Below are 17,462 nucleotides of genomic sequence, written 5' to 3'. Positions count from 1 at the left end.
TTTCATCCCTTCACAGCCTTCACGATCTTCTGGGCGCCATCTTTCAGGTCGTCCGCGGCGATGACGTTCAGGCCGCTTTTGCGGATGATGTCCTTGCCGAGCTCGACGTTGGTGCCTTCAAGGCGGACGACCAGCGGGACCTTCAGGCCGACTTCCTTGACCGCGGCGATCACGCCCTCGGCGATGATGTCGCAGCGCATGATGCCGCCGAAGATGTTGACCAGGATGCCTTTGACGTTCGGGTCAGAGGTGATGATCTTGAAGGCTTCGGTCACCTTCTCCTTCGTGGCACCGCCGCCGACGTCGAGGAAGTTGGCGGGCTCGGCGCCGTAAAGCTTGATGATGTCCATGGTGGCCATGGCCAGACCCGCGCCGTTGACCATGCAGCCGATCTCGCCATCGAGCGCGATATAGTTCAGGTCGAATTTCGAGGCGGCGAGTTCCTTGGGGTCTTCCTCGGTCTCGTCGCGCAGCGCCGCCAGTTCCGGGTGGCGGAACATCGCGTTGCCGTCAAAGCTCATCTTGGCGTCGAGCAGCTTCAGGGAGCCGTCCTTCAGCACGCAGAAGGGGTTGATCTCCAGCATGTCCATGTCTTTTTCGGTGAAGAGCTTGTAGAGGTTCTTCACGATGCCGACGCATTGCTTGACCTGGTTGCCGCTCAGTCCCAGCGCAAAGGCGACGCGGCGGCCGTGGTATTCGGAAAAGCCCGCGGCCGGGTCGATCGAGAAGGACAGGATTTTCTCAGGGGTATCATGGGCCACGTCTTCGATGCTCATCCCGCCTTCGGTCGAGCAGACGATCGAGATGCGCGAGGTCTGACGGTCGATCAGCAGGGCCAGGTAGAACTCCTTGGCGATGTCCGAACCGTCTTCGATGTAGATGCGGTTGACCTGCTTGCCGGCCGGGCCGGTCTGCACGGTCACCAGGGTGCGGCCGAGCATCTGGCGGGTGAATTCGGCGGCCTCTTCGACCGAGCGGGCGAGGCGGACGCCGCCTTTTTCGCCGGCCTCGGGTTCCACAAAGTGGCCCTTGCCGCGGCCGCCGGCGTGGATCTGGGCCTTGACGACCCAGAGCGGGCCGTCAAGCTCGCCGGCAGCGGACTTGGCCTCTTCGGCCCGCGTCACTGCGCGGCCATCGGAAACAGGAATGCCGTAGCTGCGCAGCAGGGCCTTGGCCTGGTATTCGTGGATGTTCATCTTGCGCCCCGTTAGGTGGATTTGGTCGCCTTCTGGCACATATTGCGATGCGGGCAAAACGGGAAAAGGGGCCGGGGCGCAGAAAAGCGACATTTGTGATCACAGGAAAAAATTTTGTGATCACGCGTAAGGATTAGGCAAGGAACAAAGGCCGGGTGCCGGGTTTTTGGCCGCGCGGGGGCCCGCTTTCACAGGTCGGAACCGGCGACTTTGCGCCGAAGCCCGGCGGGTTTCAGCCGCCGGTCCTGTCATTGCCCTGTTACCGCGGCGTCACCCAACCGCAGCAATCGGGTGCTAGCAGGCGGCAACTGCAACAGGAGCCTGCCATGCGCCATACCGCGTCCTCTGTCTTTTTCGCCCTTGCCCTCGGCCTTGTCGCCCCGGCCTTTGCCGCCGACGTCAAGCCCTTTGCCGATGCCACCACGATCGACCTGACGCAGATCCTCGCCCCGCCGGCGGCGCCGGATTCGCCGGCGATCAAGGCGGAACTGGGCCAGGTCCTGATGGTGCAGGTCACCCGCACGCCCGAGATGGAAGCCCGCGCCATCGCCGACAATGAAGAGAATGTCTGGGCCTTTGCCAATGTGATCGGCAACCCGAAGTTCAAACCCGAGGACCTGCCGAAGTTCGCCGCCTTCTTCGACCGCGTGACCGAGACCGAGGGCGCTGTCGTCGACCCGGCCAAGAAGACCTGGGCCCGTCCGCGTCCCTATATGATGAGCGATCTGGTCAAGCCCTTGCTGGAGCCGAAGAAATCCGGCGCCTATCCTTCGGGCCATTCCACCGTGGCCACGCTGATGGGGATCATCCTCTCCGACATGGTCCCGGAAAAGCGCGCCGAGATCATGGCGCGGGCGCAGGATTTCGCCAACAACCGCGTCGTGGCGGGGATGCATGTGCCCTCCGATATCGAAGCCGGCCGCATCTCGGGCAGCGTGATCGCCGCCGAGATCATGGGGCATGACGACTTCAAGGCCGAATATGCCGAGGCCAAGACCGAACTGCGCGCGGCGCTGGGTCTCTGATCCGGGTTCAGACCGCAAGGGCCGCCGGGAGACCGGCGGCCTTTGTCATTGCGGCCGCCGCTCGGCTCAGTTGAGGTAAAGCGAGAAGAGCATCGACTGGCCCTGCACCAGGTCATCGAAGGCCGTCATGCTGGCCCCGTCGATGAGTGGGCCGGTTTGCAGATAGGGCAGGGCGGCCCAGCCCTGCGCCCAGCCGGCCAAGTCGATCGGGGCGGGGTCGGTGAAGACTTTGGCGAGGTTGATCCCGGCGGGCGCCCCGGCGCGCCAGAAGGGCAGAAGCTTGTCACCCTTGAAGACCGCTTCGACATCGGCAAGGACGGCGAGCCAGGAGGCCGCGGTGCCGGGCGGCAGGTCGATGCCGATGGCGGAATGCTGGTGCTCGTTGGGCAGCCATTCCTGCGCATCGTCGCTCTCTTTGGCGACGCGGGCCCAGAAGATCCGGTTCTGCGCCACCATCGACAGAAAGTGATCGCGGGCCGATGCCATGCGGGCCTTGTCCGGCGTCTGGTTCAGCGTGGCCAGAAGTACCGCGATGAGGTCGAAACCCTCGAGCGCGCGGGGGTCGTCGCTGAGGTCGCCGAAGAGGAAATCGGGCGTGGCGGGACCGAGGGACTTGATCTTGTCGCGGGCGGCGATGACGCGGGTCAAGGGCTCGGTCGGATCATAGGCGCGCACCATGTCGCAGAAGGCGGCGAGAAGATCGGCATAGGCGGCAAGCCAGGCCGCATCGGCCACGTCGAAGCGGACCTTGGGCAGGGTCGGCGGCGGAATGGTGCCGTCGGTGGAAGGATCGGCCACGCCGCCAAGCGCGGTGGTGCCGATGATCTCGGCCAGGCCTTCGCCGGGGTCGCGGGTCGCATTGGCATTCACGTCGAACCAGAGGTCGGCCAGCGCAATCTCGACCCCGAAATCGGCACTGTCGGGCAGGGTGATCAGCGTGGCCTTGGCCTCGGCCAGCTTGTCGCCGGTGTGGATGAAGATGCCCGCGACCGAGGCGGGGATGAAGGCGCCGGGCGCCGGATTGGGCGGGATCGGCATGCGCAGCAGGGGAAAGAGGCCGGAGCGGTCGGTCATGCCCGAGGCCCAGCGGTCCTGAAAACTGATCTCGATCGCCCGCAGGAATTGCACCCCGCCCAGGGCGAAGGTCTCGGCCTCGGATCTGGTGGGCAGGCTGGCGAGGCGGGATTCGGTCCGGGCCAGGCCCTGGCTTGCGATTTCGGCGGAGAGGGTCTCGGCCTTGGCGGTGGAGACGAGGCAGAGGATGGGCAGGGCGGCGAGAATGGGGCGCATGGGGACCTCCTCACATCCGGGCATGATCGGAGGACTGGCCCCTGAAAGCAAGCCTAGAGCGGCTGCGCCGTACAAAGCCTTTGGCCGCGCGGCAGATAGGGGTCCGAAAGGCTGGCGGTGAAGCCCGCCGCCTCGCAGGCGGCCAGGACATCGCGGGCGAGGTGGTGATAGGGGGTGCGGTCGGGATGGGTGACCACGCCGTCGGGCTGGCGGAAGGCGGCAGGTGCCGCGTCTTCGGGGACGAGGAACACCGTGAAGAGCAGCTTTTGCAGGCGCGGGAAACGGGCGCGGATCACCGGCAGGGCGGATTGCAGGTGCGACAGCGGCAGGTGGGTGAAGACGGCGAAGGCGATGGCCATGTCGATCGTCTCGGGCACGCCGGGGAAGGCGAAGCTGGCATCCTCGATCAGCTGGGCGGGGTCGAGACGGGATTTGTCCGCCAGTTCAAGATCATAACCGCGCCGCATCAGGGCGCCGGAGAGGTCGGTGGCCCAGTAATGCCCCGGGTCGAGATAGGGTACGACGCGGCAGCCAAGCCGCAGGGACCCCGCGCCGATGTCGAGGAGGCGGTGGTGGCGCTCCAGTCCGGCGGCGAGCAGAAGCTGCATCTGGACGAGGCCGGTCTCCTCCCACCGGCCGCCGACGATGTCGCGGTGGCGGCCCTGGGCCAAAGCTTCGTCGTAGAAGCCGGGCTTGTGATAGGGGGAGACGGGGCGGGGCATGGGCGGCTTTCGATGCGAGCGGGGCTGGCGGCCCGGGGGTTTCACACCCCCGGGACCCCCGTGGGATATTTAGGGACCAATGAAGGGGGGGGCGGGGGGGGGTAGGATTAGGCGGGGGGCGGGATCAGGGGGCAGCGGTTTCGATGATTTTCAGCATGAGGCGGGTCGAGACGGCCATGTCCTGCACCGAGACCCATTCGAGGGGGCCGTGGATTTCCTGCATCCCGGTGAAGAGGTTGGGGGTGGGCAGGCCCATCTCGGTCAGGCGGGAGCCGTCGGTGCCGCCGCGGATCGGTTTGGAGACGGGTTCGACGCCGATGGCGCGGCAGGCGTTCAGGGCCAGTTCGACCGGGCGCATGTCGCTTTCCAGCCAGTAGCGCATGTTGCGGTATTGCGGGCGGATCGTGACCTCGACCCTGGCGCGGGGCTCCTCGGCCAGGATGGCGGCGCAGGCGGCGCGCAGGATCTCGCCCTTGGCGGCCAGCCCGTCGCGTTCGAAGTCGCGCAGGATGAAGCGCAGGGTGACCTCGGCGGCATTGCCCGACATGTCGGCGAGGTGGAGGAAGCCGTCGCGGCCCTCGGTCACCTCGGGGGTCATGGTGGCGAGGGGCAGCGACTGGATCAGCCGGGCGGCGAGGTAGAGCGCGTTGACGAGCTTGCCCTTGGCCCAGCCGGGATGGGCGGAGACGCCGGTGATCTTCACCTGGGCGCCATCGGCGGAGAAGCTTTCATATTCGATCTCGCCCACCGTCGAGCCGTCGAAGGTATAGCCGAAATCGGCGGCGATGTCGGCGGGGAGCCGCGGGTTGACGCCGCGGCCGATTTCCTCATCCGGGGTGAAGGCGAGGCGGACCTTGCCATGCCTGAGGTCCGGGGTGGAGAGGAGGTGGCGGGCGGCGGTCATCAGGATGGCCACGCCCGCCTTGTCATCGGCGCCGAGCAGTGTGGCCCCGGAGGCGGTGATGATCGTATGGCCCTGCTTGCGGCCGAGTTCCGGCGAGGTTTCCGGCGACAGCACCAGATCGGGATTGTCGGGAAAGCTGATCGAGCCGCCGTTGTAGCCGCGGTGGGCGCGCGGCTTGACCCCGGTCGCATTATAGGCGGGGGCGGTGTCGACATGGGCGAGGAAGGCCAGCGTCGGCCCCGCCTCGAGCGCGGGCACGGTGGCGGGGATGGTGGCCAGCACCACGCCGTAATCGGTCAGGGTGACCTCTTCGGCGCCGATCTGGACCAGCTCCTCCCGCAGCAGGTTCAGCATGCCGAACTGCACCGCGGTCGAGGGGGCGCCGGGCTGATCCTCGTCGCTTTGGCTGTCGATGGCGGTGTAGCGCATCAGGCGCTGTTCAAGCTCGGCGTCAAACGGGGTCATGCGGCCTCTGGGGTGCTGGCGATCTGTGCCGGGAATTTGAGTGGCCGGGCGGCGGAAGTCAACGCGGGGCCTCTGGCCGGGCGGGCCGCTGCGGCGTATCAGGGGGAAAACCGCGGGAGGGACAGATGGACGCCAGCATCACGGCCTGGATCAACGGGCTTTCGGGCCTGCCGCTGCTGGATGCGGTGATGCGGGCGGCGGCGCAATGGGGCGTGCCCCTGATGGTGGCGCTGGTGGCCCTGCAATGGTGGAGCCGGCGCGGCCGGCTGAAGGCGCGGCATGTCGCATTGGTGGCGGGGCTGGCCTTTCTGCTTGGCCTCGCGCTCAACCAGGCGGTGCTGGTGCTGATCCACCGGGTGCGGCCCTATGACATGGGGGTGACGCGGCTCTTGATCGGGCGGAGCGCGGACTGGTCCTTCCCCTCGGACCATGCGACGGCCTCGGTCGCGGTGGCGGCGGTCTATTGGATCAAGCGGATCAAGCTTTGGGCGGCGGTCTTTGCGGGTCTGGCGGCGCTGATCTGCCTGGCGCGGGTCTACCTCGGCATCCACTATTTCGGCGATATTCTGGGCGGGGCGCTGACCGGCGTGCTGGCGGCCTATCTGGTGGCGCGGTTCTGGCGCTCGGGCAATGTCGTGGAGCGGATGGCGGTCAGGATCCTGTAGGGCGGGGCCGCAGCCGCCCCGGGTTGCCGCGCGGGCAAAAGAAAATGCGCGCCCGTGTGGACGCGCATTTCCGTAAGTGACAGGCTGAGGATCAGACCAGCGAGGGGTCGATCGTCTTGCAGGCGGCGACCAGGCCCTTCACGGCCTCGACCGACTTCTGGAACATCGCATTCTCGTCCGCGGTCATCTGGATTTCGACCAGACGCTCGACACCGCCAGCGCCGATGATGACCGGAACGCCGACATACATGCCGCTCAGACCGAAGGCGCCATCGACATAGGCGGCCACGGGCAGCAGGCGTTTCTGGTCTTTCAGGTAGGCTTCCGCCATCTCGATCGCCGAAGCGGCGGGCGCATAGAAGGCCGAACCGGTCTTCAGGAGGCCGACGATCTCGGCGCCGCCGTCACGGGTGCGCTGGATGATGCTGTCGAGCTTTTCCTGGCTGGTCCAGCCCATCTTGACCAGGTCGGGCAGCGGGATGCCGGCCACGGTGGAGTAACGCGCCAGGGGCACCATCGTGTCGCCATGGCCGCCGAGGACGAAGGCGGTCACGTCCTTCATCGAGACGTTGAACTCGGTCGCCAGGAAGTGACGGAAGCGGCCGGCGTCCAGCACGCCCGCCATGCCGACCACCTTGTTGTGCGGCAGGCCCGAGAACTCGCGCAGCGCCCAGACCATGGCGTCGAGCGGGTTGGTGATGCAGATCACGAAAGCGTTCGGCGCATGTTCCTTCAGACCCTCGCCCACGGCCTTCATGACCTTGAGGTTGATGCCCAGAAGGTCATCGCGGCTCATCCCCGGCTTGCGCGGCACGCCGGCGGTGACGATGCAGACATCGGCGCCTGCGATATCGGCGTAGGAATTGGCGCCTTTCAGCGTGGCGTCAAACCCCTCGATCGGGCCGGATTGCGCGATGTCGAGCGCCTTGCCCTGGGGGGTGCCTTCAGCGATGTCGAACAGGATGACGTCGCCCAGTTCCTTCAGGACGGCGAGGTGGGCAAGCGTGCCCCCGATCTGCCCGGCGCCGATCAGCGCGATCTTCGGTCTGGCCATGTGGGAATCCCCCTTGTGGATTGCAAACGGAAAAGAATGACGTGTCCTAAGCCCAAAACCGCCAGCCGCGCAAGAGCGCCGCGCTGCGGCAAAGCGGTACGGGATGGTGCCGGGGCGATGATTGCGCTAGCAAATGAAAAAACGGTGACAGGCCTTGCGCCTCGGGCGGGCGCGCGGCAGGCATGGCCGCGGTGCCGCCTGCGGCACCATGGGCTTGCGGCGCGAAGAGAAGAGGGCAGCGATGGGCGGGATGAGCGGCTGGGAGTTCTGGGTCGTCGCGGTGATCGGCGCGATTCTGACCGGCGTCGGCAAGGGCGGCGTGCCCATCGTGGGGGCCCTGGTCGTGCCGGTGATGGCGCTGGTGATCAATCCGGTGGTGGCGGCGGGGCTGATGCTGCCGGTCTATGTCGTCTCGGACTGGTTCGGGCTTTACGCCTACCGCAAGGAATTCGACAAAAGGGTGCTGGCGATTGCCTGTGTCGGCCTGACGATCGGCGTCGTCTTCGGCTGGGCCACGGCCAGTTACATCCCGGAATCCTGGGTGACGGTCCTGGTCGGGGTGATCGCGGTGGCCTTCTCGCTCAACCAGTTGCTGCGCCGGCCCACGATGACGACCCCGCGCCGCGCCGAGGTGGGGAGCGGGCTGTTCTGGACCTCGATCTCGGGTTTCACCAGCTTTGTCAGCCATACCGGCGGGCCGCCCTATCAGGTCTGGACCCTGCCTCTGGGCATGCGCAAGGCGGTCTTTGCCGGCACCTCGACCATCGCTTTCGCCTATGCCAATGCGATCAAGCTGATCCCCTATTACTTTCTGGGCCAGATCAACCTCGTCAGCCTGGAGACGGCGGCCGTGCTGATGCCGGTGGCGGCGGCTTCGGTCTTCCTTGGCGTCTGGGCGGTCAAGGTCCTGCCCGAAAAGCGGTTTTTCCAGATCGTGACCTGGTCGCTGCTTCTGATCGGGGCCGAGCTGATCTGGAAGGGGCTGACCGGCTAACCCGGCAGGACCAGCCCTGCCGCACGGCACAGCTGCGGCAACAGAAGAAGGGCTGCGAGGCCAAGCGAGAGGGTAAAAAGCTCACGATCCATGTTGCGCCTTTCCGGGCTTCGGCCCTGCTGTGTCCGGTTTCAGGCTGCGCTGCGGCGGCGAAGAAAGTCTTAACGCTCCGTTCAGGAATGGGTCGCGCCGGGGGGGCAAGGGCTTTCTCTGCGGTGCAGCAAAATACCCCTTGCGTGAAATGATGATTTGATGCCATTTGGCGCAATAATCTTGCTTGGTGGAATCATGGAAAACACCCGTCCCGTCCGTTCGATGCTGTATATCCCCGCCTCCAAGGCGCGGGCGCTGGAAAAGGCGGCGGGGCTTGCGACCGATGCGATCATCTTCGACCTCGAGGATGCGGTGGCGCCGGGCGAGAAGGACATGGCCCGGGCGACGCTGGACGATTGCCTGAGGGCCACCGATTACGGCAACCGGCTGCGGCTGGTGCGGATCAACGGGTTTGACACCGCCTGGGGCCGCGCCGATGCGGCGGCCTTTGCCACGCATCCGGGGGTGGATGGCATCCTCTTGCCCAAGGTGAACGGGCCGCAGGATCTGGAAGCCGTGGCGCAGGTGGCGCCGGGCAAGAAGCTCTGGGCGATGATGGAGACCCCGCTGGGCATGCTGAACGCGGCGGCCATTGCGGCGCATCCGGCGCTGGCGGGCATGGTGATGGGGACCAATGACCTCGCCAAGGACCTCGGTGCGCGCTTCCACCCCGACCGGCTGCCCCTGGCGACCGGGCTTGGCCTTTGCCTTCTGGCCGCGCGCGCCCATGGCCGGCTGATCGCCGATGGCGTCTTCAACGCCTTCCGCGATGCCGAGGGCCTCGAGGCCGAATGCCGGCAGGGCCGCGACATGGGATTTGACGGCAAGACCCTGATCCACCCCGACCAGTTGGAGGTGGCCAACCGCATCTTCGCCCCCTCCGACGCCGAGCTCGACCTCGCCCGCCGCCAGATCGACGCTTTCGAGGCTGCCACCGCCGCAGGGCAGGGCGTGGCAGTTCTTGATGGCAAGATCGTCGAGAACCTGCATATCGTGACGGCGCGCGCCTTGATCGCCAAGGCCGGCGCCATCGCAACATTGCAGGGGTAAACATGCTGATCTTGCTACTCGGGGTCCTGATCTGGGCCTTTTCGCATCTGATGAAACGGGTGACGCCGGACCTGCGCGCAAACCTCGGCGACAGCCGGGCCAAGGTTCTGGTCACCGTCCTGTCCTTCGTGGCGATCGTGCTGATGGTGATGGGCTATCGGTCGGCCGATATCGTCCAGGTCTGGTATCCGCCGGTTTTCATGCGCCATATCAACAACCTGTTGATGGTCGTGGCGGTGCTTCTCTTGAACCTCGGCTTCAACCGGGGGCGGTTGCGGGCGCTGATGCGGCATCCGATGCTGGCGGCGGTCAAGACCTGGGCGCTGGCGCATTTGCTGGTCAATGGCGATCTGGCCTCGATCATCCTTTTCGGCGGGCTGCTGGCCTGGGCGGTGCTCGACATGATCCTGATCAACAAGATGGAGCCCGACTGGACCCGCCCCGCCAAGGGCCCGCTTCTCAACGATGTGATCTATGTTCTGGCCTCGGCCGCCCTTTTCGCCGCCATCGTCTTTGTGCATGGTCGGCTTGGATATTGGCCACTGGGGTAATGCGATCGGGGTAATGCGATGAAACTCTACCGTTTTCTGTCCGAGGACGACACCTCGGCCTTCTGCCACAAGGTCTCCAAGGCGCTGTCGCAGGGGTGGGAGCTTTATGGCCCGCCGACCTATGCCTTCGATGCCAGCCACAACGTGATGCGCTGCGGTCAGGCCGTGGTGAAAGAGGTGCCGGGGATCTATTCCCCCGATCTGAAGCTGGGTGAGCAGTAGGATGGGCCATCTGCCCATCTTCCCCTGACCTGCCGCCCCCAACCGAGGGACTGCGATGAAGACCAATCCGGGACGGTTTTTCGAGGATTACGCGCTGGGGCAGGTGATCGACCATGCCGTGCCCCGCACCCTTTCGGGCGGTGAGCGTGCGCTTTACCACGCGCTCTATCCGGCCCGGGGGGCGCTTTTTTCCTCGGACGCCTTCGCGCAAGCCTGCGGTCTGGCGCAAAGCCCCTTGGATGATCTGATCGCCTTCCATTCGGTCTTCGGCAAGACCGTCCCCGACATCAGCCTGAACGCGGTCGCCAACCTCGGCTATGCCGAGGGGCGCTGGCTGGCGCCGGTCTGGCCGGGGGATACCTTGCGGGCGACCAGCACGGTGATCGGGCTGAAGGAAAACTCCAACGGTGCCTCGGGCGTGGTTTGGGTCCGCAGCCAGGGCATCAACCAGCATGGGGTGACCGTGCTGGACTATGTCCGCTGGGTCATGGTCAAGAAGCGCGGCAGCGGTCCGGCCCCCGAGCCTGTGGTGCCGGACTTGGCCAAGGTGGTTGACCCTTCTGCGCTTGTCATCCCGCAAGGCCTTGATTTCACGCGCTATGACTTCACCCTGGCAGGCGAGCCGCACCGCTTTGCCGATTACGCGGTGGGCGAGGTCATTGACCATGTCGATGGCGTGACGGTGGAAGAGGCCGAGCATATGCTGGCCACCCGCCTCTGGCAGAACACCGCCAAGGTGCATTTCGACGCGACCCAGCGCCCGGATGGCAAAAGGCTGATCTATGGCGGCCATGTCATCAGCCTGGCGCGCGCCCTGTCCTTCAACGGGCTGGCCAATGCGCAGATGATCGTGGCGCTGAACGGCGGCGCCCATGCCAATCCCTGCTTTGCCGGCGACACCGTGCGCGCCTGGTCGCAGGTGCTGGACAAGGCCGAGACCAAGGCCCCCGGCGTCGGCGCCCTCCGTTTGCGGCTGGTCGCCACAAGGCATGGCACGCCGCCCTTCGATCTGCGCGACGGCGCGGGCAAGTACCATGCCGGGGTGCTTCTCGACCTCGATTACTGGGCGCTGATCCCGCTCTGACCGCGGCGCAGTTTTGTGATCACATAGCCGGATGCCTCTGGCCCGCACCGGCCAAGCTTGCGATTTGCCACCGCGGTGGTAGAGTCGCGGCGGCTGTATTTGCAGGCACCCGACGCAACCGCGCCCCAGATGGGTCAGAAAACCGCGGCGGCGCGCGCCTTGAGTCGGGGCCATGGTTGTGTGATCACGAATTTTCTTGCTGTGATCACAAAGCGCAAAATCTTGCGCCGTGAGCGCTGACAGGCTCGATTTTTCCCCACAAGGGGAGGTGACAGCGCGAATTTGGGCGCTATTGAAAGACCAAGCAGACTCTGCGCCGCAGCATCACGCAAGCCGCGCAGCGTGACAACGGAGAAAGGGCAGCGAAATGGCCGAAGGTACGGGGTCTTCCAAGCGGGTCGAGCGGCCCTTGTCGCCGCATATCCAGATCTATGACATGTTCCAGATCAACTCGGTGTCCTCGATCCTGACGCGGATCACCGGACATGCGTTGATGGCGGGGGCGATCCTCGGCACCTGGTGGCTGCTGGCCGCCGCGGTGTCGGACAGCTATTTCGATGTCGCCAATGCGGTCGTGACCTCGTGGTTCGGCAAGCTCGTCTTTCTCGGCTCGCTCTGGTCGGTCTGGTATCACTACCTCGCCGGGCTGCGGCACCTGTATTTCGATGCCGGCCACGGGCTGGAGATGAAGACGGCCGAGCGTCTGGGCTGGGCCTGTGTGATCGGGTCGGTCGTGCTGACCCTGCTGACCATCGTGATCGTGTGAGGGACACCATGCGCTATCTGACCGACCGCAAACGCGCCGTGGGCAAAGGGGCCTCGCACACCGGGACCGAGCATCACTGGTCGATGACCATCTCTGCCGTGGCGCTGGCCTTCCTGGTGCCGACCTGGCTTTACATCTTCGGCCATGCCCTCGGCGGCACGCGGGCCGAGGTTCTGGCGACCTTCGCCCGGCCTTTCCCGGCCATCCTGACCGCCATGGTCCTCGTCGTCTCGATGCGGCATTTCGCCAAGGGGTCCGAGATGATGCTGCAGGATTATTCCAAGGGTACGGCGCTGAAAGCCGGCATCATCTTCGTCCAATCGCTAGCCGCCGTGATCGCGACCACCGGGCTTTTCGCCCTGATCCGCATCGCGCTGTGAGGTTCCAATGAACGCTTATCCTTATGAAGTGCATGACTATGACGTGGTGGTCGTGGGCGCCGGCGGTGCTGGCCTGCGCGCCACACTCGGCATGGCCGAACAGGGCTTGCGCACCGCTTGCGTGACCAAGGTTTTCCCGACCCGCAGCCATACCGTGGCGGCCCAGGGCGGCATCGCGGCCAGCCTTGGCAACATGGGGCCGGACAGCTGGCAATGGCACATGTACGACACGGTGAAGGGCAGCGACTGGCTGGGCGACACCGATGCGATGGAATACCTCGCGCGGGAGGCGCCGAAGGCGGTTTACGAGCTGGAACATTACGGCGTCCCCTTCAGCCGCACCGAAGAGGGCAAGATCTACCAGCGCCCCTTCGGAGGCCATACCACCGAATATGGTGAAGGCCCGCCGGTGCAGCGCACCTGTGCCGCCGCCGACCGCACCGGCCACGCCATCCTGCACACGCTTTACGGCCAAAGCCTGAAGAACAACGCCGAGTTCTTCATCGAATATTTCGCCATCGACCTGATCATGACCGAGGGCCGCTGCACCGGAGTGGTGGCCTGGAAGCTGGATGACGGCACGATCCACGTCTTCAACGCCAAGATGACGGTTCTGGCGACCGGCGGCTATGGTCGGGCTTACTTCAGCGCGACTTCCGCCCATACCTGCACCGGCGACGGTGGCGGCATGGTGGCGCGGGCCGGTCTGCCCTTGCAGGACATGGAGTTCGTGCAGTTCCACCCGACCGGCATCTATGGCTCGGGCTGTCTGATCACCGAAGGCGCACGGGGCGAGGGCGGGTATCTGACAAACTCTGCCGGCGAACGCTTCATGGAGCGGTATGCGCCGCACTATAAGGACCTGGCCCCGCGGGATTATGTCTCGCGCTGCATGACCATGGAAATCCGCGAAGGCCGCGGCGTGGGCGAGCACAAGGACCATATCCACCTGCACCTGAACCACCTGCCGAAGGCGACGCTGGACCTGCGCCTGCCAGGGATCAGCGAAAGCGCCCGCATCTTCGCCGGGGTGGACCTGACCAAAGAGCCGATCCCGGTTCTGCCGACCGTCCACTACAACATGGGTGGCATCCCGACCAACTACTTCGGCGAGGTGCTGAACCCCACCGCCGACAACCCCGATGCGGTCTTTCCCGGCCTGATGGCGGTGGGCGAGGCTGGGTGTGCTTCTGTGCACGGGGCGAACCGGTTGGGGTCGAACTCGCTGATCGACCTCGTGGTCTTCGGCCGTGCCGCGGCCATCCGCGCCGGGCAGATCGTCGATCCGAAATCGGCGGCCCCGGCGCTGAACAAGCCCGAGATCGACAAGGCCCTGTCGCGCTTTGACGGCCTCCGCCATGCCAACGGGTCGGTGCCCACCGCCGAACTGCGGCTGGAGATGCAAAAGACCATGCAGGCCGATGCCGCCGTCTTCCGCACCGAAAAGACCCTGGCCGAGGGCGAAAAGAAGATGACCGCCATTGCCGCCAAGGTGGCCGACCTCAAGGTCACCGACCGCAGCATGGTCTGGAACTCCGACCTGATGGAGACGCTGGAGCTGACCAACCTGATGCCAAACGCGCTCGCCACGATCTATGGCGCCCATGCCCGCACCGAAAGCCGCGGCGCCCATGCGCATGAGGACTTCCCGACCCGCGACGACGTGAACTGGCGCAAGCACTCCTTGGCTTGGGTCGATGGCAACAAGGTCACGCTCGATTACCGCGCCGTCCACAAGGACCCGCTGACCACCGAGGCCGAGGGCGGCATCTCGCTGAAGAAGATCGCCCCGGCAGAGCGGAAGTTCTGATGGCAGGGGCGGGCGCATCCGGCGGTACTTTGGCGCGCAAGCTTGGCCTGAAGGCGGGCCAGGCGGCGGCCTTTGTGGCCCTGCCGGAGGCGCTGTCCGCCCTGGCCGATGCGGCTGCCTTCCGCCGGATCGAGACCACGCCCGACTGGCGCGCCTTGCCGGAAGGGGCGCGGGATGTGATCCATGTCTTCACGACCTCCGCCGACGATCTGACACGGGCCTTGCCGGTGCTGCAGGACCTGATCACGCCCGAAGGCATGATCTGGGTCAGCTTTCCGAAAAAGGCCGCCAAACTGCCCACCGACCTGAGCGAGGACGCCGTGCGCGCCATCGCCGGGCGGCAGGGGCTGGAGGCGGTCAAGGCCGCCAATGTCGATGCGGTCTGGTGGGGCCTGAAACTGGTGGTGCGGGCCGATGCCCGCGCGACCCATGTGAATGCAGGAGTGGCAGCATGACGCGTATCCTTTCGGTTCTGGCGGTTTTCTCGGTGGCGGGGCTGACGCTCGCAGCCTGCGATCCGCAGGTAGTGGTCGACAAGACCATCGCCCGCACCGCCGAGGCCGTAGTGGCCCCGGTCACCGGCGACGGGGTCGCACGCTGCGTGGTCGACAATGCCCAGCCGGTGGAGCTGGAGATTCTGGCCCGCGATGTCGGCGTCTCGGCCGGGACGCGGACCGTGGCGATCATCAAGGGCATTCTCGACCGGCCCAATACCCAGGCCTGTCTGCAACGCGCGGGCCTGCCCGCCCCCACGATCTGAGGGCTGACCGATGCGCGCGCGCCTCTCCCCGTGTCTGCTCGTGCTCCTGGCCGCCTGCGGCCCGGTGTCGCGCGCCGATGCCGAGCGCGACTGCATCGGCACCGCGCGCCTGACCCAGCATCCGCGCGGTGAGGTCGGCATCGGCTATGGCTCGGGCGGCCGCGGGCGCGCCTATCTCGACCTTGGCGTGTCGTCGAACTACATCATGGGACGTGACCCCGACCAGGTTTACGCCTCTTGTGTCTACCAGCGTTCGGGCCAGATGCCCTCGCGCCCCTTCACCGCGCTGCCCGAGTCGCGAACGTGATACCCTGACGCCTGCAAGACCGGAAAGACCCGAACCGCCCCGTGACAGAGACTCAAAGGTTGCCGTTTCAGAGATGAGATCAAGCGCCCCAGCACCCAAGGAATGGAACCTCGCATGAGACTGACCCTCGTTGCCCTGCCGCTGTTGCTGTTGCCGCTGAACGGATGCGTTGGCGCGCTCGTCGTCTATGGCGCGCAGAATGTGACCAAGGATGAACTGGCCAAGGTGATGGCCGAGGATCATCCCAAGGTCGACAGCGTCGCCGCGGCGGCCTGTGTGCAAAAGGCGATGAAGATGGGCGAGGTCGTGGGCTTTGGCAGTGCGGACTTCCGGCAGGGCATCTCGCCGGCCAACCGCGCCAAGGTCGAAGCCTATGCCGCCCGCCCCGAAGCCGCCGCCTGTATCGCCGCCCTGCCCGAAAAACCCAAAGGGTAGGGCAGATGCGGGGGGCGAGATGCCCCCGCCCGGCCCGCCCGATAGACCTGAAACGCCTGGCTGACACCAGAACCCACGATCCGAACGGAAGAGATATATCATGGTCCAGTTCACCCTGCCCAAGAACTCCAAGGTCCGCACCGGCAAGACCTGGCCGCGCCCCGATGCCAAGAACGTCCGCAAGTTCCAGATCTACCGCTGGAGCCCGGATGACGGCGAAAACCCGCGGGTCGATACCTATTTCCTCGACATGGACAAATGCGGCCCGATGGTTCTGGACGCGCTGATCAAGATCAAGAACGAGATCGACCCGACCCTGACCTTCCGCCGCTCCTGCCGCGAGGGGATCTGCGGGTCCTGCGCCATGAACATCGGCGGCATCAACACCCTTGCCTGCATCTATGGCCTGGACGAGGTGAAGGGCGATGTGAAGATCTATCCCTTGCCGCACATGCCGGTGGTCAAGGACCTGATCCCGGACCTGACGCATTTCTACGCCCAGCACGCCTCGATCATGCCCTGGCTCGAAACCAAGACCAATCGCCCGGCCAAGGAATGGCGCCAGTCGATCGAGGACCGTTCCAAGCTCGACGGGCTTTATGAATGCGTGATGTGCGCCTCGTGCAGCACCTCTTGCCCCTCCTACTGGTGGAACAGCGACAAGTACCTTGGCCCGGCCGCCCTGCTGCATGCTTACCGCTGGATCATCGACAGCCGGGATGAGGCGACGGGGGAACGTCTGGACGCGCTGGAAGACCCCTTCAAGCTTTACCGCTGCCACACGATCATGAACTGCACCAAGACCTGCCCGAAAGGCCTGAACCCGGCCAAGGCAATTGCCGAGATCAAGAAGATGATGGTCGAACGCGTGGTATGAAGAACAGCGTCAGCCCAGGTGACACGCCGGTCCGCGCCGAGGTTTCGTTCCTGACGCTGAACGATCTTCGGGCCTTGGCGGCGGTCTATTCGGGCAGCGCGCGCTATCTGTTCATCCACATCCCGAAGAATGCCGGGGTGTCGATGCGCAAGGCGCCGCAGCTGCGCTGGCGGATGGTGGGGGTCAACCGCTTTTTCCTGAAGGATGCCGCCTATCTGGACGCGCTTTTGCTGACCATGGGGGCGGCGGGCCAGCACAATGGCATCGCCCATGCCCGGCTGCGCGACGTCAAGCCCGTCATCGTGCGCCGACTGCAGCCCGTCGCGATCCTGCGCAACCCTTGGGCGCGGGTCGTCTCGCGCTTTCGTTTCGCGCAGCTGATCGAGGAGCAGGGCTCGCGTTATGCCTCGGTGCCGACCGCCAGTTTCGAGGCTTTTCTGGAGACGCGCCACGAAGACGGCGGGCGACCCTATTTCTGGCACCGCGCCGTGCGGGGCTGGTATCCGCAGCGCGATTACGTCGTGGACGGCGCGGGCCGGGTGGCCGCCGACCTTTTGCGGCAGGAACATATGGCCGAAGAGACCTCGGCCTATTTCGGGCTGTCAGAGCCGGTGCGCCCGCGCAACGTCACGCGGCGCGGCGAAGAGGTGGACTGGAAGGCCTTCTACACCCCCCGCACCATCCAGCTCGTCGCCGACTGGTATGCCGCCGATGTCGAGACCTTCGGCTTCGACTTCGACACCGCGGCCACGCGCAACTGCTGGGCGCAGCGCGACGGGGCCGGAACGCCCTGACGCCGCATGCACCGCCTT

21 protein-coding genes are annotated in these 17,462 nt (G+C 65.7%); 16 read left to right on the top strand and 5 right to left on the bottom strand.

What is annotated here, in order from left to right:
- Positions 1-2 precede the first annotated feature (2 nt).
- Positions 3-1,196, bottom strand: a complete 1,194-nt coding sequence (gene sucC / locus AC1DZT_RS16985; protein WP_478007827.1) for an ADP-forming succinate--CoA ligase subunit beta — start codon at positions 1,194-1,196, stop codon at positions 3-5.
- 326 nt (positions 1,197-1,522) lie between these two features.
- Between sucC and AC1DZT_RS16980 the strand changes: the two genes are divergently transcribed.
- Positions 1,523-2,221, top strand: a complete 699-nt coding sequence (locus AC1DZT_RS16980; RefSeq protein ID WP_478007826.1) for an acid phosphatase — start codon at positions 1,523-1,525, stop codon at positions 2,219-2,221.
- A 66-nt stretch (positions 2,222-2,287) separates the two neighbouring features.
- On the opposite strand, the gene AC1DZT_RS16975 is transcribed toward AC1DZT_RS16980, so the two are convergent.
- From AC1DZT_RS16975 to pepT, 3 genes are all read right to left on the bottom strand, one after another.
- On the bottom strand, positions 2,288-3,511 hold the full coding sequence (locus tag AC1DZT_RS16975; RefSeq protein ID WP_478007825.1) for a hypothetical protein: 1,224 nt from the start codon (positions 3,509-3,511) through the stop codon (positions 2,288-2,290).
- A 53-nt stretch (positions 3,512-3,564) separates the two neighbouring features.
- Positions 3,565-4,233, bottom strand: a complete 669-nt coding sequence (locus AC1DZT_RS16970) for a class I SAM-dependent methyltransferase (RefSeq protein WP_478007824.1) — start codon at positions 4,231-4,233, stop codon at positions 3,565-3,567.
- Between the two features lie 124 nt (positions 4,234-4,357).
- Positions 4,358-5,602, bottom strand: coding sequence for a peptidase T (gene pepT, locus AC1DZT_RS16965; RefSeq protein ID WP_478007823.1), 1,245 nt, complete (start codon positions 5,600-5,602; stop codon positions 4,358-4,360).
- A gap of 125 nt (positions 5,603-5,727) precedes the next feature.
- Between pepT and AC1DZT_RS16960 the strand changes: the two genes are divergently transcribed.
- Complete coding sequence (locus tag AC1DZT_RS16960) at positions 5,728-6,267, top strand: phosphatase PAP2 family protein (protein WP_478007822.1); 540 nt, start codon at positions 5,728-5,730, stop codon at positions 6,265-6,267.
- Between the two features lie 91 nt (positions 6,268-6,358).
- Here the strand turns inward: AC1DZT_RS16960 and mdh are convergent, their stop codons facing one another.
- Entirely contained in the window at positions 6,359-7,321 is a 963-nt protein-coding gene (gene mdh / locus AC1DZT_RS16955) for a malate dehydrogenase (RefSeq protein ID WP_478007821.1), read from the bottom strand.
- A 241-nt stretch (positions 7,322-7,562) separates the two neighbouring features.
- Here mdh and AC1DZT_RS16950 point away from each other — a divergent pair, with 241 nt between their 5' ends.
- The 14 genes from AC1DZT_RS16950 to AC1DZT_RS16885 all read left to right on the top strand — a co-directional run bounded on the left by AC1DZT_RS16950 (position 7,563) and on the right by AC1DZT_RS16885 (position 17,444).
- Positions 7,563-8,315, top strand: coding sequence for a sulfite exporter TauE/SafE family protein (locus AC1DZT_RS16950; protein WP_478007820.1), 753 nt, complete (start codon positions 7,563-7,565; stop codon positions 8,313-8,315).
- A 288-nt stretch (positions 8,316-8,603) separates the two neighbouring features.
- A complete protein-coding gene (locus AC1DZT_RS16945; protein WP_478007819.1) occupies positions 8,604-9,458 on the top strand; it encodes an HpcH/HpaI aldolase/citrate lyase family protein in 855 nt (284 codons plus the stop codon).
- A gap of 2 nt (positions 9,459-9,460) precedes the next feature.
- Entirely contained in the window at positions 9,461-10,009 is a 549-nt protein-coding gene (locus AC1DZT_RS16940; protein WP_478007818.1) for an NnrU family protein, read from the top strand.
- An 18-nt stretch (positions 10,010-10,027) separates the two neighbouring features.
- The gene (locus AC1DZT_RS16935; protein ID WP_478007817.1) at positions 10,028-10,231 is read left to right on the top strand and encodes a DUF1737 domain-containing protein; all 204 of its coding nucleotides are present in this window, start codon (positions 10,028-10,030) and stop codon (positions 10,229-10,231) included.
- A 55-nt stretch (positions 10,232-10,286) separates the two neighbouring features.
- The gene (locus AC1DZT_RS16930) at positions 10,287-11,315 is read left to right on the top strand and encodes a MaoC family dehydratase (protein ID WP_478007816.1); all 1,029 of its coding nucleotides are present in this window, start codon (positions 10,287-10,289) and stop codon (positions 11,313-11,315) included.
- A 367-nt stretch (positions 11,316-11,682) separates the two neighbouring features.
- On the top strand, positions 11,683-12,081 hold the full coding sequence (gene sdhC, locus AC1DZT_RS16925; protein ID WP_478007815.1) for a succinate dehydrogenase, cytochrome b556 subunit: 399 nt from the start codon (positions 11,683-11,685) through the stop codon (positions 12,079-12,081).
- Between the two features lie 8 nt (positions 12,082-12,089).
- A complete protein-coding gene (locus AC1DZT_RS16920) occupies positions 12,090-12,461 on the top strand; it encodes a succinate dehydrogenase, hydrophobic membrane anchor protein (protein WP_478007814.1) in 372 nt (123 codons plus the stop codon).
- A 7-nt stretch (positions 12,462-12,468) separates the two neighbouring features.
- Positions 12,469-14,271 (top strand): succinate dehydrogenase flavoprotein subunit, encoded by a 1,803-nt coding sequence (gene sdhA / locus AC1DZT_RS16915; RefSeq protein ID WP_478007813.1) that lies wholly within the window; start codon positions 12,469-12,471, stop codon positions 14,269-14,271.
- A complete protein-coding gene (locus AC1DZT_RS16910; RefSeq protein WP_478007812.1) occupies positions 14,271-14,726 on the top strand; it encodes a hypothetical protein in 456 nt (151 codons plus the stop codon). Before sdhA ends, AC1DZT_RS16910 begins: the two co-directional genes overlap by 1 nt.
- Entirely contained in the window at positions 14,723-15,031 is a 309-nt protein-coding gene (locus tag AC1DZT_RS16905) for a hypothetical protein (RefSeq protein ID WP_478007811.1), read from the top strand. The genes AC1DZT_RS16910 and AC1DZT_RS16905 overlap by 4 nt, the downstream gene beginning before the upstream one ends.
- 40 nt (positions 15,032-15,071) lie before the next feature.
- Positions 15,072-15,338, top strand: coding sequence for a hypothetical protein (locus AC1DZT_RS16900; protein ID WP_478007810.1), 267 nt, complete (start codon positions 15,072-15,074; stop codon positions 15,336-15,338).
- 114 nt (positions 15,339-15,452) lie between these two features.
- Positions 15,453-15,773 (top strand): hypothetical protein, encoded by a 321-nt coding sequence (locus AC1DZT_RS16895; RefSeq protein WP_478007809.1) that lies wholly within the window; start codon positions 15,453-15,455, stop codon positions 15,771-15,773.
- Positions 15,774-15,873: 100 nt separating this feature from the next.
- A complete protein-coding gene (locus AC1DZT_RS16890) occupies positions 15,874-16,650 on the top strand; it encodes a succinate dehydrogenase iron-sulfur subunit (RefSeq protein WP_478007808.1) in 777 nt (258 codons plus the stop codon).
- On the top strand, positions 16,647-17,444 hold the full coding sequence (locus tag AC1DZT_RS16885; RefSeq protein ID WP_478007807.1) for a hypothetical protein: 798 nt from the start codon (positions 16,647-16,649) through the stop codon (positions 17,442-17,444). Before AC1DZT_RS16890 ends, AC1DZT_RS16885 begins: the two co-directional genes overlap by 4 nt.
- The last annotated feature ends 18 nt before the right edge of the window (positions 17,445-17,462 follow it).

The organism is Rhodobacter sp. P1_C2 (assembly GCF_056406375.1).
The sequence above is the reverse complement of the archived record's forward strand: the minus strand, read 5'-3'. Positions and strand labels throughout refer to the sequence as shown.